The organism is Sphingopyxis sp. KK2 (assembly GCF_001990265.1).
GTDB lineage: Bacteria > Pseudomonadota > Alphaproteobacteria > Sphingomonadales > Sphingomonadaceae > Sphingopyxis.
On sequence record NZ_LYVN01000002.1, the window covers coordinates 1 to 19,638 of the forward strand.

At 66.4% G+C, this 19,638-nt stretch carries 19 protein-coding genes; 11 read left to right on the forward strand and 8 right to left on the reverse strand.

From position 1 onward, the window contains the following. From B1A78_RS00425 to B1A78_RS00435, 3 genes are all read left to right on the forward strand, one after another. Positions 1 to 511: DUF3419 family protein (locus tag B1A78_RS00425; protein WP_144037615.1), on the forward strand; the 511-nt coding region annotated here is incomplete at its 5' end. 3 nt (positions 512 to 514) lie between these two features. After that, entirely contained in the window at positions 515 to 1,177 is a 663-nt protein-coding gene (locus B1A78_RS00430; protein WP_077145068.1) for a class I SAM-dependent methyltransferase, read from the forward strand. A gap of 50 nt (positions 1,178 to 1,227) precedes the next feature. Then, entirely contained in the window at positions 1,228 to 1,821 is a 594-nt protein-coding gene (locus B1A78_RS00435) for a GNAT family N-acetyltransferase (protein ID WP_077145069.1), read from the forward strand. Here the strand turns inward: B1A78_RS00435 and B1A78_RS00440 are convergent. From B1A78_RS00440 to murI, 3 genes are all read right to left on the reverse strand, one after another. Then, positions 1,818 to 2,507 (reverse strand): nitroreductase, encoded by a 690-nt coding sequence (locus B1A78_RS00440; protein ID WP_077145070.1) that lies wholly within the window; start codon positions 2,505 to 2,507, stop codon positions 1,818 to 1,820. The genes B1A78_RS00435 and B1A78_RS00440 overlap by 4 nt on opposite strands. Continuing rightward, positions 2,504 to 3,718 (reverse strand): 5-aminolevulinate synthase, encoded by a 1,215-nt coding sequence (gene hemA, locus B1A78_RS00445; RefSeq protein WP_077145071.1) that lies wholly within the window; start codon positions 3,716 to 3,718, stop codon positions 2,504 to 2,506. The genes B1A78_RS00440 and hemA overlap by 4 nt, the downstream gene beginning before the upstream one ends. 148 nt (positions 3,719 to 3,866) lie before the next feature. Beyond that, positions 3,867 to 4,673: a glutamate racemase gene (gene murI, locus B1A78_RS00450; RefSeq protein WP_077145134.1), complete on the reverse strand. Its 807-nt coding sequence runs from the start codon at positions 4,671 to 4,673 to the stop codon at positions 3,867 to 3,869. Positions 4,674 to 4,809: 136 nt separating this feature from the next. On the opposite strand from murI, the gene plsY reads away from it, so the two are divergent. The 6 genes from plsY to B1A78_RS00480 all read left to right on the forward strand — a co-directional run bounded on the left by plsY (position 4,810) and on the right by B1A78_RS00480 (position 13,192). Then, entirely contained in the window at positions 4,810 to 5,412 is a 603-nt protein-coding gene (gene plsY / locus B1A78_RS00455; protein WP_077145072.1) for a glycerol-3-phosphate 1-O-acyltransferase PlsY, read from the forward strand. Further along, the gene (gene dprA / locus B1A78_RS00460; RefSeq protein WP_077145073.1) at positions 5,409 to 6,494 is read left to right on the forward strand and encodes a DNA-processing protein DprA; all 1,086 of its coding nucleotides are present in this window, start codon (positions 5,409 to 5,411) and stop codon (positions 6,492 to 6,494) included. The genes plsY and dprA overlap by 4 nt, the downstream gene beginning before the upstream one ends. 144 nt (positions 6,495 to 6,638) lie before the next feature. After that, positions 6,639 to 8,240: a VWA domain-containing protein gene (locus B1A78_RS00465; protein ID WP_077145135.1), complete on the forward strand. Its 1,602-nt coding sequence runs from the start codon at positions 6,639 to 6,641 to the stop codon at positions 8,238 to 8,240. A gap of 104 nt (positions 8,241 to 8,344) precedes the next feature. Further along, a complete protein-coding gene (locus B1A78_RS00470) occupies positions 8,345 to 9,337 on the forward strand; it encodes a hypothetical protein (RefSeq protein WP_077145074.1) in 993 nt (330 codons plus the stop codon). A gap of 99 nt (positions 9,338 to 9,436) precedes the next feature. Further along, positions 9,437 to 11,998: a type I DNA topoisomerase gene (topA, locus tag B1A78_RS00475; RefSeq protein ID WP_077145075.1), complete on the forward strand. Its 2,562-nt coding sequence runs from the start codon at positions 9,437 to 9,439 to the stop codon at positions 11,996 to 11,998. A 66-nt stretch (positions 11,999 to 12,064) separates the two neighbouring features. After that, complete coding sequence (locus B1A78_RS00480; protein ID WP_077145076.1) at positions 12,065 to 13,192, forward strand: lipase family protein; 1,128 nt, start codon at positions 12,065 to 12,067, stop codon at positions 13,190 to 13,192. A 13-nt stretch (positions 13,193 to 13,205) separates the two neighbouring features. On the opposite strand, the gene B1A78_RS00485 is transcribed toward B1A78_RS00480, so the two are convergent. The 5 genes from B1A78_RS00485 to lepB all read right to left on the reverse strand — a co-directional run bounded on the left by B1A78_RS00485 (position 13,206) and on the right by lepB (position 16,492). After that, complete coding sequence (locus tag B1A78_RS00485; protein WP_077145077.1) at positions 13,206 to 13,643, reverse strand: hypothetical protein; 438 nt, start codon at positions 13,641 to 13,643, stop codon at positions 13,206 to 13,208. 68 nt (positions 13,644 to 13,711) lie between these two features. Next, complete coding sequence (locus tag B1A78_RS00490; protein ID WP_144037616.1) at positions 13,712 to 14,059, reverse strand: hypothetical protein; 348 nt, start codon at positions 14,057 to 14,059, stop codon at positions 13,712 to 13,714. An 8-nt stretch (positions 14,060 to 14,067) separates the two neighbouring features. After that, the gene (gene era, locus B1A78_RS00495) at positions 14,068 to 14,961 is read right to left on the reverse strand and encodes a GTPase Era (RefSeq protein ID WP_077145079.1); all 894 of its coding nucleotides are present in this window, start codon (positions 14,959 to 14,961) and stop codon (positions 14,068 to 14,070) included. After that, complete coding sequence (rnc, locus tag B1A78_RS00500) at positions 14,958 to 15,638, reverse strand: ribonuclease III (RefSeq protein WP_077145080.1); 681 nt, start codon at positions 15,636 to 15,638, stop codon at positions 14,958 to 14,960. Before rnc ends, era begins: the two co-directional genes overlap by 4 nt. Beyond that, a complete protein-coding gene (lepB, locus tag B1A78_RS00505; RefSeq protein WP_077145136.1) occupies positions 15,635 to 16,492 on the reverse strand; it encodes a signal peptidase I in 858 nt (285 codons plus the stop codon). The genes rnc and lepB overlap by 4 nt, the downstream gene beginning before the upstream one ends. 194 nt (positions 16,493 to 16,686) lie before the next feature. Between lepB and pgi the strand changes: the two genes are divergently transcribed. Together pgi and gor are read left to right on the forward strand one after the other, a co-directional pair. Further along, positions 16,687 to 18,192 (forward strand): glucose-6-phosphate isomerase, encoded by a 1,506-nt coding sequence (gene pgi / locus B1A78_RS00510; RefSeq protein WP_077145081.1) that lies wholly within the window; start codon positions 16,687 to 16,689, stop codon positions 18,190 to 18,192. Positions 18,193 to 18,282: 90 nt separating this feature from the next. Beyond that, a complete protein-coding gene (gene gor, locus B1A78_RS00515) occupies positions 18,283 to 19,629 on the forward strand; it encodes a glutathione-disulfide reductase (protein WP_077145082.1) in 1,347 nt (448 codons plus the stop codon). Positions 19,630 to 19,638 lie beyond the last annotated feature (9 nt).

The window sequence follows — 19,638 nt, forward strand, 5'->3', positions numbered from 1 at the left end:
CGCGGGCGGCAAGCCGATGGCCGACGTGCTGCGCGCGCGGCTGGAGAAATTGAGCTGCGATTTCGACCTCAAGGACAATTATTTCGCCTGGCAGGCGTTCGGGCGCGGCTATGGGCGCGGTGCCGACGCGCCGCTGCCGCCCTATCTGCAAGCCGCCAATTATGCGGCGGTCCAGACGCGCGCCGGGCGGGTGACGATGCTCCATGCGAATATGACCGACATGCTCGCCGCGGCCGGGGATGAAAGCTTCGATCGCTATATCTTCCTCGACGCGCAGGATTGGATGACCGACGCGCAATTGCTCGCGCTGTGGACCGAGGTTACACGCACCGCGCGGCCGGATGCGCGCGTGCTGTTTCGTACCGCCGCCGAGCCGAGCCTGCTGCCCGGGCGCCTGCCGGCGGCGTTGCTCGATCGCTGGGACTATCGCGCGGTGGATTCGCTCGGCTTCACCCGGCGCGACCGCTCGGCGATCTATGGCGGGGTCCATCTCTATGTCCTGAAGCGCTGAGCCATGGCCGGGGGGGAGGGCCATGCCGCGCTGATGGACGGGGTGTATCGCGGCCAGCGGCACATCTATGACCTGACGCGCAAATATTATCTACTGGGGCGCGACCGCATGATCGACGAGCTGCAGCCGCCGGTCGGCGGCCATGTGCTCGAGGTCGGATGCGGGACCGGGCGCAACCTGATCGCGGCGGCGCGCAGCTGGCCAGGCGCGCATTTCTATGGGATCGACATCTCGAACGAGATGCTCAAGAGCGCGCGCGCGGCGATCGCCAAGGCGGGTCTTTCGCGGCGGGTGACGGTGGCGCAAGGCGATGCGACCGATTTCGATGCGCAGGCGCTGTTCCGCGTCGGCAATTTCGATCGCATTTTTCAAAGCTATACCTTGTCGATGATTCCCGACTGGCAGGGCGCGATGCGCGAGGCGGTGCGCCATTTGGCGAGTAACGGCGCGCTGCATATCGTCGATTTCGGTCAGCAGGAGGCGATGCCCGACTGGTTCCGTGCGGGGCTGTTCGGCTGGCTCGCGCGCTTCCATGTCGCGCCGCGCGCGATGCTGCCCGAGGCGGCGCGCGAGATTGCGAGCGATATCGGTGCGCGCATGACCTTGGTGCGCCTTTATCGCGGCTATGCCTGGTCGGTGCGGATCGACAAGGGGCTGCGCCGCTAAGCCGCTTGCCAAGCGGCCTCGCACCTGCTCCCTTGGCTGCGGAGGGGCTGATGAACGAGACGATCGTGGCGGCGACGCGCGCCGACAGGCCGGAAATTGTCGAAACGCTGGCGCAGGCGTTCCAGACCGATCCGGCGCTGTCGTGGATATTGCCCGATCCCGACCATCGCGCGCGGGCGCTGCGCGGGCTGTTTCGGGTGCTGGTGCCCGCCGACATGCGCGCGGGTGTCGCGCTGCGCTCGGCAAGCGATGCGTCGGCGGCGCTGTGGCGCGCGCCCGGGCAGGCGCATAGCGGGACGCTGGAATTCCTGCGGACGGTCGTGCCGCTCGTCGCGACCTTCGGCACCGCGCTGCCGCGCGGACTCAAGGTGCAGGACGGCATCGACCGGCACCGGCCCAAGGGGCGCTTCTGGTATCTCCATTATGTCGGCGTGCGGCCCGGGCATCAGGGGAAGGGCCATGGCGGACGGATCATCCGGGCGCAGACGGCGGTCGCCGATAACCAAGGGCTGCCGTGCTGGCTCGAAACCGCGACGCCCGAGAATGTGCCGCTTTACGAGCGGCTGGGCTTCGTCACCCAGGTCGAATGGGACGTGCCGGGCGGCGGCCCGCATTTCTGGGGGATGATGCGGCCGGCGGCCTAGTCGTCGAAGCCGACGAAACGCACCGCTTCGGCGACGCTCTTGCGGTTCGACACCACGGCGTTGGCGGGGAAGTCGTCTTCGGGCCAGCCCAGCGCGACGCAGATCATGATGACCTGGTCGTCGGGGATCTGCGCATGTTCGCGCACCACCGGCGACTGCATGATGCCCTGGCTGTTGATGACGCAGCCGAGGCCGCGCGACCAGGCGGCGTTGACCAGCGCATTAGTCACCGCCCCGCAGTCGAAGGGCGCGATGTCGCTGCCGAGCAGCACGCGGTCATAGGTGACGACGATGCTGACCGGCGCGTCGAACTGGCGAAAACCGCGCAGCACCCAGTCCTGCCGCGCGTCCTTGTCGTCGCGCGCGATGCCCATCGCGCCAAACAATTGCTTGGCGATCTCGATCTGGCGCGCGCGATGGTCGTCGGCGATGCCGTCGAAGCGGCGGAACTCGCGGCTGTCGGGCTTGCCGGCAAGAATGCCCTCGGTATTGCCGCGGCGGATCGCGTCGAGCGCATCGCCGGTGACGACCGAGAAATTCCAGCACTGGTTGTTGAACGACGAGGGTGCGCGCATCGCGACCTCGAGGATCTCGGCGATCAGTGCTTTGGGAACGGGCTTGTCGAGGAAGCCGCGAATGCTGCGGCGTCCCCGGACAACCTCGTCGAAACCCGGTGCGCTGCTCACGCCGCCTTGCGCAGCTCGAGACGGTCCCAGATTTCGGCCAGCGCCTCGGTCAGCTCGCGCATCATCGCTTCGTCATGCGCCGGGCCCGGGGTGAAGCGCAGGCGTTCGGTGCCGCGCGGCACGGTCGGGAAATTGATCGGCTGCACATAGACGCCATATTCGGCGAGCAGGATGTCGCTGATCTTCTTCGCGCGCACCGGATCGCCGACCATCAGCGGCACGATGTGCGTCGTCGAGTCCATGACCGGCAGGCCGGCGTCGCGGAAGCTCTGCTTCAGATAGGCGGCCGCGGCCTGCTGCGCGTCGCGCTCGACGCTCGATTCCTTCAGGTGGCGCACGCTGGCGAGCACGCCCGCGACGAGCACCGGCGACAGGCTGGTCGTGAAGATGAAGCCCGGCGCGTAAGAGCGGATCACGTCGATGATGTTCTTGTCGGCGGCGATATAGCCGCCCATCACGCCGAACGCCTTGCCGAGCGTGCCTTCGATGATCGTCACGCGGCTCGCGGCTTCGTCGCGGTCGGTGATGCCGCCGCCGCGCGGGCCGTACATCCCGACGGCATGGACTTCGTCACAATAGGTCAGCGCGTTATATTTGTCGGCAAGGTCGCAGATCGCGTGGATCGGGGCGACGTCGCCGTCCATCGAATAGACGCTTTCGAATGCGATCAGCTTGGCGGCTTCGGGGTCGTCCTGCGCCATCAATTCTTCGAGATGCGCGAGGTCGTTGTGGCGCCACACGCGCTTTTCGCAGCCCGAATTGCGGATGCCCGCGATCATCGACGCGTGGTTGAGTTCGTCCGAATAGATGATGCAGTTCGGAAGCAGCTTGCCGAGCGTGCCGAGCGTCGCTTCGTTCGAGATATAGCCCGAGGTGAAGAGCAGCGCGCCTTCCTTGCCGTGGAGGTCGGCGAGTTCGGCTTCGAGGTCGACATGGTAATGCGTATTGCCGCCGATGTTGCGCGTGCCGCCCGAGCCGGCGCCGACGTCGTGCAGCGCCTCTTCCATCGCGGCGACGACCTTGGGGTGCTGGCCCATGGCGAGATAGTCGTTCGAGCACCAGACGGTGATCGGCTTTGGCCCGTTGTGGCCGGCAAAGCAGCGCGCGTTCGGGAAAGCGCCCTTGTTGCGCAGGATATCGATGAAGACGCGGTAGCGCCCCTCTTCGTGCAGCCGATCGATGGCGCGTGCGAAAATATCGTTATAGTTCACGTCTCAGCCCCGCAGTCAGGTGCCAATCCAGGCTTGTGGCGCCGCTCCCTCCAGCGGCTATTAACAGCGGGGCCAATAACGCCGAAAGTCCCCGAAAGCCAGTGCGAACGATTCGCAACTTGTGCGGAAAATCAGTGTGATCGAGGCGTCAGATCAGTTCGATGCGATCGAGGCCATAGGGGGCCAGGATCGCCAGCGGCGGCGGCGGGCGATCGTCGCTGCGCGTGAACACTGCGATGCCCGGCGCTGCCGCTTGTGGCCAAGGTTGACCATCGGTGAGGTAAGCGATGCGGCGCGCGATGCCCTCGGCGCCGTCGATCAGGCGGACTTCGGGACCCACTTCGGCCTGCAATTCGTCGGCGAGCAGCGGGAAGTGGGTGCAGGCGAGGACGACGACGTCGAGCCGGTCGCCGCCCGGCTGGTCGCGTAGCCCGGCGATGGCGCGCGCGATCACCGCCGGATCGACGGGCTCGCCGCGCAGCTTGGCCTCGGCGCCGGTGACGAGACCGGGGCTGCCGTGGCGCAGCACGGTCTTGCCTGCGGCGAAGCGTGCGGAGAGGTCGTCGACATAGGGCTGGCGCACCGTCGCCTCGGTGCCGAGCACGCCGATGACGCCGGTCCTGGTGAGTTCGGCGGCGGGTTTGATCGCCGGCACAGTGCCGACGATCGGCAGGTCGAGCGCGGCGCGGACGTGCGTCAGGGCGATCGTCGAGGCGGTGTTGCACGCGATCACCGCGAGCCGCGGCTGGTAACGCTCGACGAGCCGGCCGAGCAGCGCGGGCACGCGTGCGGCCAGTTCGGCCTCGCTCTTCTGGCCATAGGGCAGGCCCGCATAGTCGGCGGCATAGACAATCGGCGCGGTCGGCAGCAGCGCGCGGGTCGGCCCGAGTACGGTGAGCCCGCCGAGGCCGGAGTCGAAGAAAAGGATCGGGGCGTCGGCGTTCGGGGTTGGCATGGTGGCGCCGTAGCAGCGGCGGCGGGGCCGCTCAATGGGCGCCACGAGTTTGTCCGATTTGGCAGTCACCATGCGCGAATGCGTTGATTGCCGCGCTTAATGCCGCCACATAGGCGCAAAGGGAGCAGGGAGCCACATGACGACATATTTGCTGATCGCGGCGGGGTATCTGCTCGGATCGATCCCGTTCGGGGTGATCCTGACGCGCGCCTTTGGCGCGGGCGACCTGCGCCAGATCGGATCGGGCAATATCGGCGCGACCAATGTGCTGCGCACCGGGCGCAAGGGCCTTGCGGCGGCGACGCTGATCCTCGACGGCGCGAAGGGCGCGGCCGCGGTGCTGCTCGCGCGGCATTTCTTCCCCGAAACGGGCGATCATGGCGCGATGGTCGCGGGCGCGGCGGCGATGATCGGCCATTGCTATCCGGTCTGGCTGAAGTTCAAGGGCGGCAAGGGCGTCGCGACCTTGCTCGGCCTGTCGATCGCGCTCGCCTGGCCGATCGGGGCGATTTTCGCGGCGGTGTGGCTCGCTGCGGTGCTGTTGCTGCGCATCTCGTCGCTCGGCGGGATGCTGGGGGCGATCGCGGCGCCGGTTGCGGCGCTGGCGCTCGGCTATCCCGTTTATGCGATCGGCCTTGCGGGGCTCGCGATCATCGTGTTGTGGCGCCACCGCGAGAATATCGCGCGGCTGCGCGCCGGCACCGAGCCGCGCGTCGGCGCCAAGAAGGCGCCTGAATGACCGATGCCGAAAGGCTGGCGCGGCTGCGGCTCATCCGCACGCCGCATGTCGGCCCGGTCAGCTGGCACCAGCTGATGGCGCGTTTCGGGTCGGGCGAGGCGGCGCTTGCGGCACTTCCCGACCTCGTGCTGCGCGGCGGTGCGGGCCGCGCCCGCATCGCGCCGGCCGAAATCGCCGAGCGCGAGATCGAACGCGTCGCGGCGCTCGGCGCGCGGCACGTCTTCAGTGACGAGCCGGACTATTCGCCGCTGATGCGCGAGGTCGAGGGGGCGCCGCCGGTGGTCATCGTTCGCGGCGACACCGCGATGCTCCGGCGGCCGTGCGTCGCGATCGTCGGCGCGCGCAATGCCTCGGCCGTCGCGTGCCGCTTTGCGCGCCAGATGGCGGCAGACCTTGCGGCGCGCGATGTAACGGTGGTCAGCGGGCTGGCGCGCGGGGTCGACACCGCCGCGCATGTCGGAGCGCTCGGCGGGCGCACCGCCGCGGTGATCGCGAGTGGGATCGACATCGCCTTTCCGCCCGAAAATGCCGCCTTGCAGGAAAAGCTCGGGGCCGACCAGTTGCTGATCGCCGAGCAGCCGCCGGGCACCGAACCGCTCGCGCGTCATTTCCCGTCGCGCAACCGGATCATCGCCGGGCTGTCGCACGGGACATTGGTGATCGAGGCGGCGCCCAAATCGGGGTCGCTGATCACCGCGCGCCGCGCCGGCGACTATGGGCGCGAGGTGATGGCGGTGCCCGGATCGCCGCTCGATCCGCGCGCGCAGGGTTGCAACCTGCTGATCCGCGAGGGCGCGACCCTGATCCAGACCGTCGACGATGTGCTCGAGGCGCTCGGCCCGATCGACGCGCGCATGGTCCGCGAACCGGCACGCGCCTATGTCCCGACGCCCGCAGTGCCCGATGCGGGGGAGGGCGAACGGCGCCATATCGTCGAACTGCTTGGCCCGACCCCGGTCGCGATCGACGAACTGGTGCGCCAGTCGGGGTGCACCGCCGCAACGGTGCAGCTGGTGTTGCTCGAACTCGAGCTGGCGGGGCGGGTCGAGCGCCATGCGGGGGCAAAGATTTCGCGGCTGTGACGCGGCGCATAGCGGCTAACCCCAAATAAATTCACGATTCATCGCGGTTCAGCCACGGTTCAGCGGTTGGTCGTGAATCTAATGATATTGTATCACATGGCGGGGAGTTCGATGATGCGAAGCCGATTTCTGACAGGCGCGACGATGATGGCCGTAGTTGCGGGCGGCCTTGCCCCCGCGCCGCTGACCATCGCTTATGCCAAGCCCGGGACCTCGCAGCTGGGCTTTTGCCGCAACGCCGACCCGTTGCCGCGCCTCGACAATGAAGCGCCTGCGCCGAAGCCGCAGGTGAACGTCAGCACCAAGACCAAGGGCGGAGAGCGTGTGAGTAAACGTTCGGGGGCCGTTCGAGAGGAGGCGATATCGGTCGACGCTGCAGCGCCGATCTATGCGCCCGAACCGCCGATGCCGCCTCCGCCGCCACCCCCGCCGCCGATGGCTCCGCCGCCGCCTTCCTACGAGCCGCCGCCGGTGGGGTCGACGTCGGAGGTTGTGGTGACAGGGTCGGCCCGTGCCGCATCCGATGCCGGGTCGTCGAGGATCGCCGCACCGCCGGTGCCGGGCTCGTCGAGCGACTATACCGGGCGCCCACCGGTGCCGCCGCGCCCCTATCCGCAGCCGCAGCCGCAATCGGGGCAACTGACCGCTGGCGAGCATGACGACCTGCTCAATCCCGAACTCTACGCCGCCTATGTCAATCGCACCGATCTGGGTCAGGCGATCCGCACCTTGCCGCGCGTCGACACGATGCGCGTCGTGACGGTGAAGGTGAACGACCGCAACGGCCAGCCGATCCCCTTCGCCGACGTCGTCGTGACCTGCAGCGACGGCAACAGCATCACCATGGCGACGCAGGCCGACGGCAGTGCGGTCTTTTTCCCCGGACTCGACCGGCTGAGCGAGCGCATCACCGTGTCGGCGAAAAAGGCAGGGCGCAGCATCGCCGATGCGCGGCCGGTGCTCGTGTCCGATGCGCCGGGCGGGCAGGTCGTCGGGCTGACCGCCAGCCAGACGGCGACGAAGGCGACCAAGCTCGACCTGATGCTCGTCGTCGACACTACGGGCAGCATGGGCGACGAGATCCGTTATCTCCAGTCGGAGATGCGCGCGATCATCGCGTCGATCACCGCGAAGCATCGCGACCTCGATATCCGCGTCGGCTTTGTCTTCTATCGCGACATCGGCGACGAATATATCACGCGCACGGTGGTGTTCGATCGCGACATCGGCCGTGCACAAGGCACGCTGGCAGCGCAATATGCGACCGGCGGCGGCGATTATCCCGAGGCGATGGACCAGGCGCTGATCCGCGCGGTCGGGCAGGAATGGCGCCCCGACGCGGTGAAATCGCTGCTGCTCGTCGCCGACGCGCCGCCGCATAACGATCTGTTCGGACGCACCTGGCAGGCGGCCGAGGCGGCGCGCGCCAAGCGCATCCATATCACCCCGGTTGCCGCTTCGGGCGTCGCCGACGAGGCGGAATATGCGATGCGCGCGATGGCCGCAGCGACCCAGTCGCGCTATCTGTTCCTGACCGACGACAGCGGCATCGGCAATGCGCATGCGGCGCCGGCGATCGACTGCTATCTCGTCACGCGGCTCGACGCGCTCGTCCGCCGGGTGGTCGACAGCCAGATCAGCGGCCGCCGCATCGAGCCCGAGGACAGCGAGGTCATCCGCAGCGTGGGCAATTACGATGCGGGCAAATGCATATTGCCCGCCGACTTCAAATGGCAGGATTCATAAGCCGTTGACTTGCCCCCGCATCTGTTCGATGCGGGGGCCATGGGTCGCTTCGGGGATCCCCAGCCGCCGGTTTTATCCGGCCGCCGGGGTCGGAGGAAAGATCCATGAAGAAACTGCTGTCGGCCGTCGCCATCGCGGCGATGCTGTTCCAGCCTGTCGCCGTCATCGCCAAGGAAAAGGAGCCGGTAAAGATTGCCGGCCCCGCCAATGCCAAGGGCGTCACCACTGTCGCGGTCGGCGCATTCAACATCGGCTTCATCTTTGAATCGACCGACCAGAGCGCGGCCAGCGGCGGCCTGATCGGCGCGTTCGGCGGCACCACCAAGGCCAAGAGCGAATTGGTCGGGGTGACGCCAGAGATGATGCAAGCGGTCACCGACGCCGCCTATGCCGACTTCGTGACCCAGTTGACGGCCAATGGCTACACGGTCCAGGCACCGACCGACCTGTTCGGTCATGCCGCGCTGGCGAAGACCAAGCCGCAGGAGGCGCCGCTCGACATCAACATCGCGCTCGAAAAGGGCAGCAAGGGCAAGGCGACCTACTACAAGCCGACTGCGCTGCCCGGGCTGCACATGATCCCGGGCGACTTCACGGGATCGGGGATGAGCAGCATCGGCATCAACATGGCCGCCGGACAGGCAAGCATGGCATTCAACAATTACGCCAAACAGTCGGGCGTCGGAGTCATCGACGTCGTCTATCTGATCGACTTTTCGCAGCTCAAGCGCCCCGGCGCGTTCAGCTTCGGCGGGTTGCAGGTGAACAGCGCCTTGTCGGTGAGCGCCGATTATTCGCGCATCACGCTGATCGCGCCGAGCGGCAAGCAGTCGGTGATCACGGTCAAGGCTCCCGTCGCGGTCGAGGGCGAGTTCGTCGAGAAGAGCGACGCGTCGAGCGGCGCCGACAAGGCGATGCAGTCGGCGGGTAACGTCGTCGGCGGGCTCGCGGCGGTTGCGGGCTTCGGCGGGCTGCGCCTGGGCAAGACGCGCAAATTCGCTTTCACCGCCAAGCCCGGCAATTACGAAGAGGGCGCGGCGAAGGCGGCCAATCTCGCGAGCACGTTGCTGATCGGGAGGCTGACGCCGCTGCGTTGATCCTGGTGCGGGCGCTCTCTAAATCCTCTTGACGGGATAGCGGGGCGCCCGCCACCCTCGCGCGTACGTACGTGAGAGACAGCAGGACAAGCTTTTTACATGCAATTGGTTATTGTGGAATCGCCCGCCAAGGCGAAGACGATCGAAAAATATCTCGGCCGCGATTTCAAGGTGTTGGCCAGCTATGGCCATGTTCGCGACCTGCCGCCCAAGGACGGGTCTGTCGATCCCGACGACGGGTTCGCGATGCAGTGGCAGCTCTATCCCGACAAGGCGAAGCGGCTGAAGGAAATCCAGGACGCGGCGAAACAGGCCGATCGCCTGATCCTCGCGACCGACCCCGATCGCGAGGGCGAGGCGATCAGCTGGCACGTCCAGGAATTGCTGCGCCAGAAAAAGGCGCTGCCGCAGACGGTCGACCGCGTGACCTTCAACGCGATTACCAAGCAGGCGGTGACCGATGCGATGGCGGCGCCGCGTGCGCTCGATACCGACCTGATCGACGCCTATCGCGCGCGCCGTGCGCTCGACTATCTGGTCGGCTTCACCCTGTCGCCGGTGCTGTGGCGCAAGCTGCCCGGTGCCAAGTCGGCGGGACGCGTCCAGTCGGTCTCGCTGCGCCTGATCGTCGAGCGCGAGCGCGAGATTGAGGCGTTCAAGGCGCTGCAATATTGGTCGATCACCGGGCTGTTCGAAATGTCGGGGACGCCGTTCAAGGCGCGGCTGGCGCGCTGGCGCGGCGACAAGATCGAGCGGCTGTCGATCACCAGCGAGGCCGATGCGCGCGCCGCCGAGGCCGATGTGAAGGCGGGGCATTTCACCGTCGAGACGGTCGAGACCAAGCCGCTGACGCGCAACCCGCCGCCGCCCTTCACGACCTCGACGCTGCAACAGGAGGCTGCGCGCAAGCTCGGTTTCTCGGCGAGCCACACGATGCGCATCGCGCAGGGCCTCTATGAGGATGGCGCGATCACCTATATGCGTACCGACGGCGTCCAGATGGACGGCAGCGCGATCAGCGCCGCACGCAAGGCGATCGCGACGCGCTACGACGGCGGCTATGTCCCCGACCAGCCGCGCCAGTATCAGACCAAGGCGAAAAATGCGCAGGAAGCGCATGAGGCGATCCGTCCGACCGATTTTTCGAAGGACAAGGCCGGCAGCGGCGACCATGGCCGGCTCTATGAGCTGATCTGGAAGCGTGCGATGGCGAGCCAGATGGCGTCGGCGCGGCTCGAACGCACGAGCATCGATTTGAGCGACGGCACCGGCAAGACGATGCTGCGCGCGACCGGGCAGGTGGTGAAATTCCCCGGCTTCCTCGCGCTCTATGACGAGAGCCGCGATGATGCGGGCGACGATGACGATGCGCGCCTGCTGCCCGCGATGTCCAAGGGCGATGCGCCGGCAAAGACCGGGGTCGAGGTCGAAAGCCACGAAACCCAGCCGCCGCCGCGCTATTCGGAAGCGAGCCTCGTTAAAAAGATGGAGGAGCTCGGCATCGGGCGCCCGTCGACCTATGCGTCGATCCTCCAGGTGCTCAAGGACCGCGCTTATGTGACGGTCGAGAAGAACCGCTTCATTCCCGAAGAGAGCGGGCGGCTGCTCACCGCCTTCCTTGAGCGCTATTTCACCCGTTATGTCGAATATGACTATACGGCGGGGCTCGAGGAAGAGCTCGACGACGTGTCGGGCGGCCGCGCGCAGTGGCAGGCGGTGCTCGAAGCTTTCTGGCGCGATTTCAAGCCGCGCACCGGCGAGGTGATGGAACTCAAGCCGTCGGAGATCACCGCGGCGCTCGACGAATTCCTCGGCCCCTATCTCTTTCCCGACAAGGGTGACGGCAGCGATCCGCGCCTCTGCCCCAATTGCGGCACCGGGCGGCTGGCGCTGCGTGGCGGCAAGTTCGGGCCGTTCATCGCGTGCAGCAATTATCCCGACTGCAAGTTCACGCGCAAATTCGCCCAGCCGGGCGGCAGCGACGGTGGCGATACCGGGCCCGAGGCGATGGGCAATGATCCCGAATCCGGGCTGGAAGTGACGAAGCGCAGCGGGCGGTTCGGACCCTATATCCAGCTTGGCGACGGCAAGGAGGCGAAGCGTTCGTCGATCCCCAAGGATATTCCGGGCGAGGATTTCGACCTCGATTATGCGCTGCGGCTCTTGAGCCTGCCGCGCGAGGTCGGTGTGCATCCCGAAAGCGGCAAGCCGATCATGGCGGGGCTGGGGCGTTACGGCCCCTATCTGCTCCACGACGGCAAATATGCGAAGCTGACCGGCACCACCGAAATCTTCGAGATCGGCATGAACGCCGCGGTGGCGCGGATCGCCGATGCCGCCAATGGCGGCGGACGCGGCCGGACCAAGGCCGAACCGCTCAAGACCTTCGGCGCGCACCCGACCAGCGGCGGCGACATGAAGCTGATGGCGGGACGCTTTGGCCCTTATGTCACCGACGGCACGACCAATGCGACGCTGCCTAAGTCGATGGAGCCTGACGAGCTGACCGAAGAGGAAGCGATCGCGCTGATCGACGCGCGCGCCGCGAAGGGGCCGGCGAAGGGCAAGAAGAAAGCGGCGCCGAAGAAGGCCGCCGCCAAGAAGGCGCCTGCAAAGAAGAAGGCGCCCGCGAAAAAGGCGGCGGCGAAGGACGCCGAATAGCGTTGTGAACAAGCCCTATTCCCCGATGCGGCAGCCGTGATAGGCTGCCGCATCGGGAGAATGCCCATGCGCCGCTTGCTTGCCGCTCTACTCACCGCTTTTTCGATCCCTGCATGCCCTGCGGCTGCGCAGCAGGCCGGGAGCCTGATCACCGCCGAGCCGATGGTCGATACGCCGCCGGGGGTGCAGGCGTGGCGCGTCCAATATTGGACGACCAACGCAAAGAACGAGCCGTTGCGTGTCACGGGCATCGTCGCGGCGCCGCGCGAGGCGGTGCCGCCGCGCCCGCGCCGTGTCATCGCCTGGACGCATGGGGCATGGGGCGTGGCTGAGAAATGCGCGCCCTCGCTCAGCAGCAATTTCTTCGGCGCCTCGGCGGGTGTCGAGCCGTCGGTGCGTGCAGGCTATGTCGTCGTCGCGCCCGATTATATCGGGCTGAACAGCCCGATGATGCATCCCTTCCTGATCGGCGACGAGACTTCGCGCGCGGTGCTTGACGGGGTTCGCGCGGCGCGCGCGATCCCGGGTGCGGCGGCGGGGACCAGTTTCGCGGTATGGGGGGAATCGCAGGGCGGCCATGCCGCGCTGTGGACTGCCACCAACGCGCGGCGCTATGCGTCCGAACTGACGCTCGTCGGCGCCGCTGCGGCCGCGCCGCCGACCGACCTCGCCGCCAATCTGCGCGAAGGCAGCGACAAGAATGCCCGCGCGCTGCTGCTGTCCTTTGCGCTGCACAGCTGGTCGACCTTGTACGGCTATTCGATGGACGGGATCGTCAACAAGTCGAATGCGGGGATCATCCACCGGCTGGCCGAAAATAATTGCGTCAGCTTCGAGCGGAAGCCGAAGCTCGGCACGATCCTCGGCATCTTGACCGTCGCGCGCGTGACCAAGAAGAAGGACATCGGCGCGATCGAACCTTGGAAATCGCTCGCGAGCGCCAACAGCGTCGATCCGGCGCGCGTGCCGGGGCCGCTGCTGATCGCACAGGGCGACAAGGATGTGATCGTCGCGCCCGCCGTCACGCGCCGCTTTGCGCAGGCGGTGTGCCGCAACCGCACCAAGGTCCGTTATGTCGAAATGCCCGGCACCGAGCATGGCGCGAGCGCGAAGGACAGCGTCGCCGAAACGCTGGCATGGATCGGCGCGCGCTTCGACGGGCAGCCGCCGCCGGACGATTGCCGGCGGATTTAGCGGAATGATCTATCTAGCCGAAGGTCGTCGGATCGAGGCGATGAGAATTTGTTAACCAGCGGGTGGCATTCGGTTGATAGGCGCAAATGATCGACAGGAAGGCTAACAGATCGGCACCTACGGAGCCAATCATAATGCTGGGCGGGAGGTCTGCTAATAATAGCCCCGTAAAGCTCGCCAAGATTCCTACGCTCGCAAGGACGGCATATGCTCTTCGTGCAGCGCTGCTCCGGCGCCTGGTGATGGCATGAAAGAATAGCGATGCTAGACCAAAGCCTCCCAACCCGGCGATGATCAAGATGGTGTTCAGCGTTGCTGGGGCGGACATCCACTGAGGGCGGCCCTCGACAAGCAGGATGGTCGTCCATCCCAAAAGGCATACTTGCATAAATACCAAAGCCGAAGTCCACACGAGCCATTCGAAGGCGATGATCGATGGCGGCCGGTGCATATTTTCTCCCCCAATTCACGCAATTGGGGTCGATGTATAGGCAAATGCCGTGGTGCGCTACCGGCTCGTCAACTGGTGCATGCCACCAACGCGGTATGAAAAGTGCGCCCTGCGGCATTGTCACGCTGGATCAGCCGAACGGTCGATCCGGTTCGGCAATTTGTCTTGCCGGGCAGAAAGACCGCCGTTTCAGTCCCATTGAGCAGGCGGACGTGCGCGCGCGTCTTCAGGCTCTTGGCGCCGTCCTGCTCGATGCGGATGATCGTACCGGATATAATGGTTTCGGTCCCGGTCGACGAAACATAGCCCCAGCCCGCGATCAGGAGCACCGCGAGAACTGCAATGGCTATGGCCGACCAGTTCCTCAATATCGACCGAAGACGATGACGCGGCGTATCGAGCGGATCGACGGGCATCGGTTTGCCTAGTCGACCCAGTCGAGGCCCATGTCGCGATAAACGCCGCGGTCCTCGTCCCAGTTCGCCTTGACCTTCACATGCAGGAACAGATGGACCTTGCGGCCCAGCAACTCGGCGAGTTCGGCGCGTGCGCGGCTGCCGATTTCCTTGATGCGTTCGCCCTTGTGGCCGAGGATGATCGCGCGCTGGTTGTCGCGCGCGACGAGGATCTGCTGGTGGATCTCGGCGCTGCCGTCCTTGCGGTTGGTGAACTTCTCGGTCTCGACGGTCGACTGGTACGGCAGTTCCTCGTGGAGCTGGCGATAGAGCTGCTCGCGCGTGATTTCGGCGGCGAGCATGCGTTCGGGGGCGTCGCTGACCTCGTCCTCGGGAAAATGCCAGGGGCCTTCGGGCATCAGCTTTGCCAGATGCGCCTTGAGTTCGGGCACACCGTCGCCGCTGCTCGCCGAGATGAAGAAGGTTTCGTCGAAGGCGAGCCGGCTATTGAGCTCGGTCGCGATGGTTAGCAATTTGTCCTTCTTGGTCAGGTCGACCTTGTTGAGGACCAGATATTTCTTCTCGGGCCGGTTCGCGACGCCCTCGAGCACGCGCTCGACGCGGCCGGTCAGCTTGGCGGCGGCGTCGACCATCACGAGGATCGCCTCGGCTTCCTCGATGCTGCCCCACGCGGCGGCGACCATCGCGCGGTCGAGGCGGCGGGTCGGCGCGAAGATGCCGGGAGTGTCGATCAGCACGATCTGCGTCTCGCCCTCCATCGCGACGCCCATCAGCCGCGTGCGCGTGGTCTGCGCCTTGGGGCTGACGATTGCGACCTTCTGGCCGACGAGCGCGTTGACGATGGTCGATTTGCCCGCATTGGGCGCGCCGACGACGGCGACGAAACCGCAACGATGGGTCATTCCTTCAGTCCTTCCAGAATCGCGAGCATCGCGATTGCGGCGGCCTTTTCGGCCGCCTGTTTCGAGGCGCCTTCGCCCTCGGCCTGGGCGAGCTTGCCGACCGTCACGCCGACGCGGAAGCGCGGGGCATGGTCGGGCCCGTCGCGGCGGATCAGCCGATATTCGGGGGGCTTGCGGCCCTTGGCGGCGGCCCATTCCTGCAGCGCGGCCTTGGGGTGTTTCGGCGCCGCGACCTGCCCGTCGATCATCGCACCCCATTGTTTGACGATGAAGGCGCGCGCGGGTTCTTCGCCGAGGTCGAGCCACAGCGCGCCGATCAGCGCCTCGAGCACGTCGGCGGCGATATTGTCGCTGTGGCGGCCGCCGTCGCCGATCGCTTGGCTGCCAAAGCGGACATGCGCGTTGAGGTCGAGACCCTGTGCGATGCGCGCGCAGGTTTCGCCTGAGGCGAGCGCGTGGAGGCGCGACGAGAGCTCGCCCTCGGCGGCCTTCGGAAAGCGGCGGAACAGTTCGGATGCGATGACGAGGCCGAGCACGCGGTCGCCAAGGAACTCGAGCCGCTGATAATCGCCGGCGCCGCTGCTGCCATGGGTCAGCGCCTCATGGTACAGGCCGATGTCGCGCGGCGCGGCACCGGTGATGGCTGCGATCGTGTCGGCGGTGGCGCCGCCCGTCAAAAGCCATCCCCGATGCGGTCCCAGCGCGCCGCGGTGAACCAGCTGATCGGGTTGATCCAGCTCGCCGACCCGTCGGTCGAGAACATGCCGACCATCGCCTTGCCGACCAGATTCTCCTGCGGAACCCCGCCGCCAAGCCCGCCTTCTTCCATCGGTACGCGGCTGTCGGCGCTGCGGTCGCGGTTGTCGCCCATCAGGAACACCTTGCCATCGGGCACGGTGTAGAGCGTCGTGTTGTCGACGGGCAGATCGACGATATCGAGCACCGCATAGCTCTTGCCGTTGGGCAGCGTTTCCTTGAAGCGCGGGAAGCGGCACTGGCGCGTGCCGTCGGTCGCCTTGATCTCGAAGGCGACGCTGTAACAGGTGTTGAGCAGGCTGTCGTCCTTCGGCACCGGCAGGCCGCGGTTGCGCAGTTCGACGCGCGCCGCCTCCAGCATATTGTCGGTCACCGGGATGACGAGGTCGGGCATCGCTTCGCGCGGCAGCGTCTTGCCGTTGAGCCAGACGATGCCGTCAACGACCTGCACTGTGTCGCCGGGAACGCCGATCACGCGCTTGATCCAGTCGTCGCGGTTCTGCGGCGGCGCCTTGAACACGACGACGTCGCCGCGCTCGGGGGTCTTGGCAAAGATCCGACCGGGGATCAGCGGCACGCTGAACGGCAGGCTGTATTTCGAATAGCCATAGGCCATCTTGTTCACGAGCAGATAGTCACCGATCAGCAGCCGGGGCTGCATTGATTCCGACGGAATATTGAAAGGCGACAGGAAAAAGCTGCGGAAAATCAGCACCGCGATCGCCAGCCAGGCGAGGAAGCGGACGGTGTCGATCGCCTCTTCCTTGGCACTCATCGGGGCGGCGGCGGGAGTGGGGTTCGCAGCGCCGGCGACGGGCGGCGTCTCGGCGGAAAGGCTGGCTTCGGTCATGGCGCGGCATTTGGCGACGAATAGGTCTGCGTGCAAGCAAATATCGGTGGATCGCACTGGCGCGCAGGGCGCGGCGGACCTATGGAAACGGCCACCGGACAGCATAAGGAAGCCGATATATGACGACAGCCGACCAAGCCTGGCAGGCGCTCGCCGACTGGCAGCCGCAGCGGTTGACCGATCTCGTTGCCGCCGACCCCGCCGAGCGGCTGGGCAAGCTGGTTTCGACCGTTGCCGACATCCGCTTCGATTTCGCCAAGACGCATCTCGACGATGCCGCGATCGGGGTCCTGTCCGAACTTGCGGCGGCGCAGGACTTCGCCGGGCGCCGCAAGACGCTCTTCGCCGGCGGCATCGCCAACCCGACCGAGGATCGCGCCGCCGAACATAGCGCCGAACGCGGCGACGGTGCCCCCGAGTCCGTCCACCGCGCGCAGGCGCTGCACCAGCGGATGCGGATGCTGATCGACGCGATCGAGGCGGGTGCCTTTGGCGAGATACGCCACCTGCTCCATATCGGTATCGGCGGGTCGGCGCTGGGCCCCGACCTGCTCGTCGATGCGCTCGGCCGTAATGGATCGCGCTATGACGTCGCGGTGGTGTCAAACGTCGACGGCGCGGCGCTCGCCGAGGCTTTCGCGAAATTCGACCCGGCCTGCACCTTGGTCGCAGTCGCGTCGAAGACCTTCACGACGACCGAAACCCTGCTCAACGCCGCGTCGGCGCTCGAATGGCTCGAGGATGCCGGGGTGCCCGATCCCTTCGGCCGCGTCATCGCGCTGACCGCGATGCCCGAGCGCGCGATGGAGTGGGGCGTCGACGAAACGCGCATCCTGCCGTTCAGCGAGAGTGTCGGCGGCCGCTATTCGCTCTGGTCGTCGATCGGCTTTCCCGCTGCGCTCGCGCTCGGCTGGGACGCCTTTGCCGACATGCTCGAGGGCGCGGCCGAGATGGACCGCCATTTCCGCCTGTGCAACGGCGCCGACAATGTCCCGCTGCTCGCGGCCTTCGCCGACCAGATATATGCCAACCGCCTCGGCTGCCAGACGCGCGCGGTCTTCGCCTATGACGAACGGCTGCGGCTGCTCCCTTCCTATCTCCAGCAGCTCGAAATGGAATCGAACGGCAAGGCGGTGACGCTCGACGGCGAGCCGCTGGCGCGCGAAAGTGCGGTGGTCACCTGGGGCGGGGTCGGCACCGACGCGCAGCATGCGGTGTTCCAGCTGCTTCATCAGGGCACGCATCTGATCCCCGTCGAATTCGTCGTCGCGCGCGAGCCCGACCATCTGCTCGACGAGGCGCATCACGAAACGCTCGTCGCGAACTGCATCGCGCAGGGCGCGGCGTTGATGACCGGGCGGACGAGCGACGACGGCGCGCGCAACTATCCCGGCGACCGGCCGTCGACGACGATCCTGCTCGACCAGGTCACGCCGCGCAGCCTCGGCGCACTGATTGCCTTTTACGAGCACCGCGTCTTCGCCAATGCGGTGCTGCTCGGCATCAATCCCTTCGACCAGTTCGGGGTCGAACTCGGCAAGGAGATGGCCAAGGGGCTCGCCGCGGGAACGGTCGAATTCGATCCCGCGACGCAGGCGCTGATGGCGGCGGCGCTGGGCGAATAGAATGAGCGCAAAATTCGATTGGCAAGCGACGCCCGCGTAACCACATAGGCGGCCGCTGCGAATGCCAGCCAGCATCTTCAGGGGTCCTTCATGAGCAATTTCGACTATGATCTTTTCGTCATCGGCGCCGGGTCGGGCGGGGTGCGCGCTTCGCGTATCGCCGCATCGCATGGCGCGCGTGTTGCGGTGGCCGAGGATTATCGTGTCGGCGGCACCTGCGTCATCCGCGGCTGCGTGCCGAAGAAGCTGCTCGTCTACGGCGCCCATTTCGCCGAGGATCTGAAGGACGCGCGCCATTTCGGCTGGGACGTGCCCGACTGCAAGTTCGACTGGGACCGTCTGCGCGACAATGTCCAGGCCGAGGTCACGCGGCTCGAAGGCCTTTATGGCCAGACGCTCGACAACCACAAGGTGACCGTGCTGAAGACGCGCGCGACGATCGCCGGGCCGCAGAAGGTGCGGCTGGCCGACGGCACCGAGCTGACCGCCGAACGCATCCTCGTCGCGACCGGCGGCTGGCCGCACGTCCCCGAATTCCCGGGCAGCGAGCATGCGATCACCTCGAACGAGGTCTTTCATCTCGAGAAGCTGCCGAAGCGTGTCGTGATCGCGGGTGGCGGCTATATCGCCAACGAGTTTGCCGGCATCTTCAACGAATTCGGTAGCAAGGTGACGATCGTCAATCGCGGCGACACGATCCTGCGCGGTTATGACGAACAGATCCGCGACCGGCTGCTGCAGATTTCGATGACCAAGGGCATCGATTTCAAGTTCAACGCACCCTTCCAGTCGATCAGCAAGAATGACGACGGATCGCTCACCGTGATGCTTGAAGGCTGCGAGCCGATCACTGCCGACGCGGTGCTTGTCGCCGCCGGGCGCGTCCCGAACACCAAGGGCATCGGGCTGGAGGAGGTCGGGGTCGAACTCGACGAGCATGGCGCGATCAAGGTCGACGAGACCAACCAGTCGTCGGTGCCGAGCATCTATGCCGTCGGCGACGTCACCAACCGCATCCAGCTCACCCCCGTCGCGATCCGCGAGGGGCAGGCTTTTTCGGACAGCGTGTTCGGCGGCAAGCCGACGGTGGTCGATTACCAGAATGTCCCGAGCGCGGTGTTCAGCCATCCGCCGATCGGCGCGGTTGGCATGACCGAGGCGCAGGCGCGCAACAAGCTCGGCAGCATCCGCGTCTACACGAGCGATTTTCGCGCGATGAAGAATGTCCTCGCCGGCCGTAACGAGCGCGCGCTCTACAAGATGGTCGTCAACGCCGCGACCGACCAGGTCGTCGGGCTCCACATGATCGGCCCCGATGCGCCGGAGATATTGCAGGCCGCCGCAATCGCGGTGAAGGCCGGGCTGACCAAGGCCGATTTCGATGCAACAGTGGCGCTGCATCCGAGCATGGCCGAGGAACTGGTGCTGCTGAAATAGGGTTCGGCC

Bases quoted from the DNA above. Each gene is read 5' to 3' on its own strand.
- B1A78_RS00480 (WP_077145076.1), top strand. From the start codon at position 12,065: ATGCGCCGCTTGCTTGCCGCTCTACTCACCGCTTTTTCGATCCCTGCA.
- lepB (WP_077145136.1), bottom strand. From the start codon at position 16,492: ATGAGTGCCAAGGAAGAGGCGATCGACACCGTCCGCTTCCTCGCCTGG.
- B1A78_RS00435 (WP_077145069.1), top strand. From the start codon at position 1,228: ATGAACGAGACGATCGTGGCGGCGACGCGCGCCGACAGGCCGGAAATT.
- dprA (WP_077145073.1), top strand. From the start codon at position 5,409: ATGACCGATGCCGAAAGGCTGGCGCGGCTGCGGCTCATCCGCACGCCG.
- gor (WP_077145082.1), top strand. From the start codon at position 18,283: ATGAGCAATTTCGACTATGATCTTTTCGTCATCGGCGCCGGGTCGGGC.
- era (WP_077145079.1), bottom strand. From the start codon at position 14,961: ATGACCCATCGTTGCGGTTTCGTCGCCGTCGTCGGCGCGCCCAATGCG.
- B1A78_RS00470 (WP_077145074.1), top strand. From the start codon at position 8,345: ATGAAGAAACTGCTGTCGGCCGTCGCCATCGCGGCGATGCTGTTCCAG.
- B1A78_RS00430 (WP_077145068.1), top strand. From the start codon at position 515: ATGGCCGGGGGGGAGGGCCATGCCGCGCTGATGGACGGGGTGTATCGC.
- pgi (WP_077145081.1), top strand. From the start codon at position 16,687: ATGACGACAGCCGACCAAGCCTGGCAGGCGCTCGCCGACTGGCAGCCG.
- B1A78_RS00465 (WP_077145135.1), top strand. From the start codon at position 6,639: ATGATGGCCGTAGTTGCGGGCGGCCTTGCCCCCGCGCCGCTGACCATC.
- murI (WP_077145134.1), bottom strand. From the start codon at position 4,673: ATGCCAACCCCGAACGCCGACGCCCCGATCCTTTTCTTCGACTCCGGC.
- B1A78_RS00485 (WP_077145077.1), bottom strand. From the start codon at position 13,643: ATGCACCGGCCGCCATCGATCATCGCCTTCGAATGGCTCGTGTGGACT.
- plsY (WP_077145072.1), top strand. From the start codon at position 4,810: ATGACGACATATTTGCTGATCGCGGCGGGGTATCTGCTCGGATCGATC.
- topA (WP_077145075.1), top strand. From the start codon at position 9,437: ATGCAATTGGTTATTGTGGAATCGCCCGCCAAGGCGAAGACGATCGAA.
- B1A78_RS00490 (WP_144037616.1), bottom strand. From the start codon at position 14,059: ATGCCCGTCGATCCGCTCGATACGCCGCGTCATCGTCTTCGGTCGATA.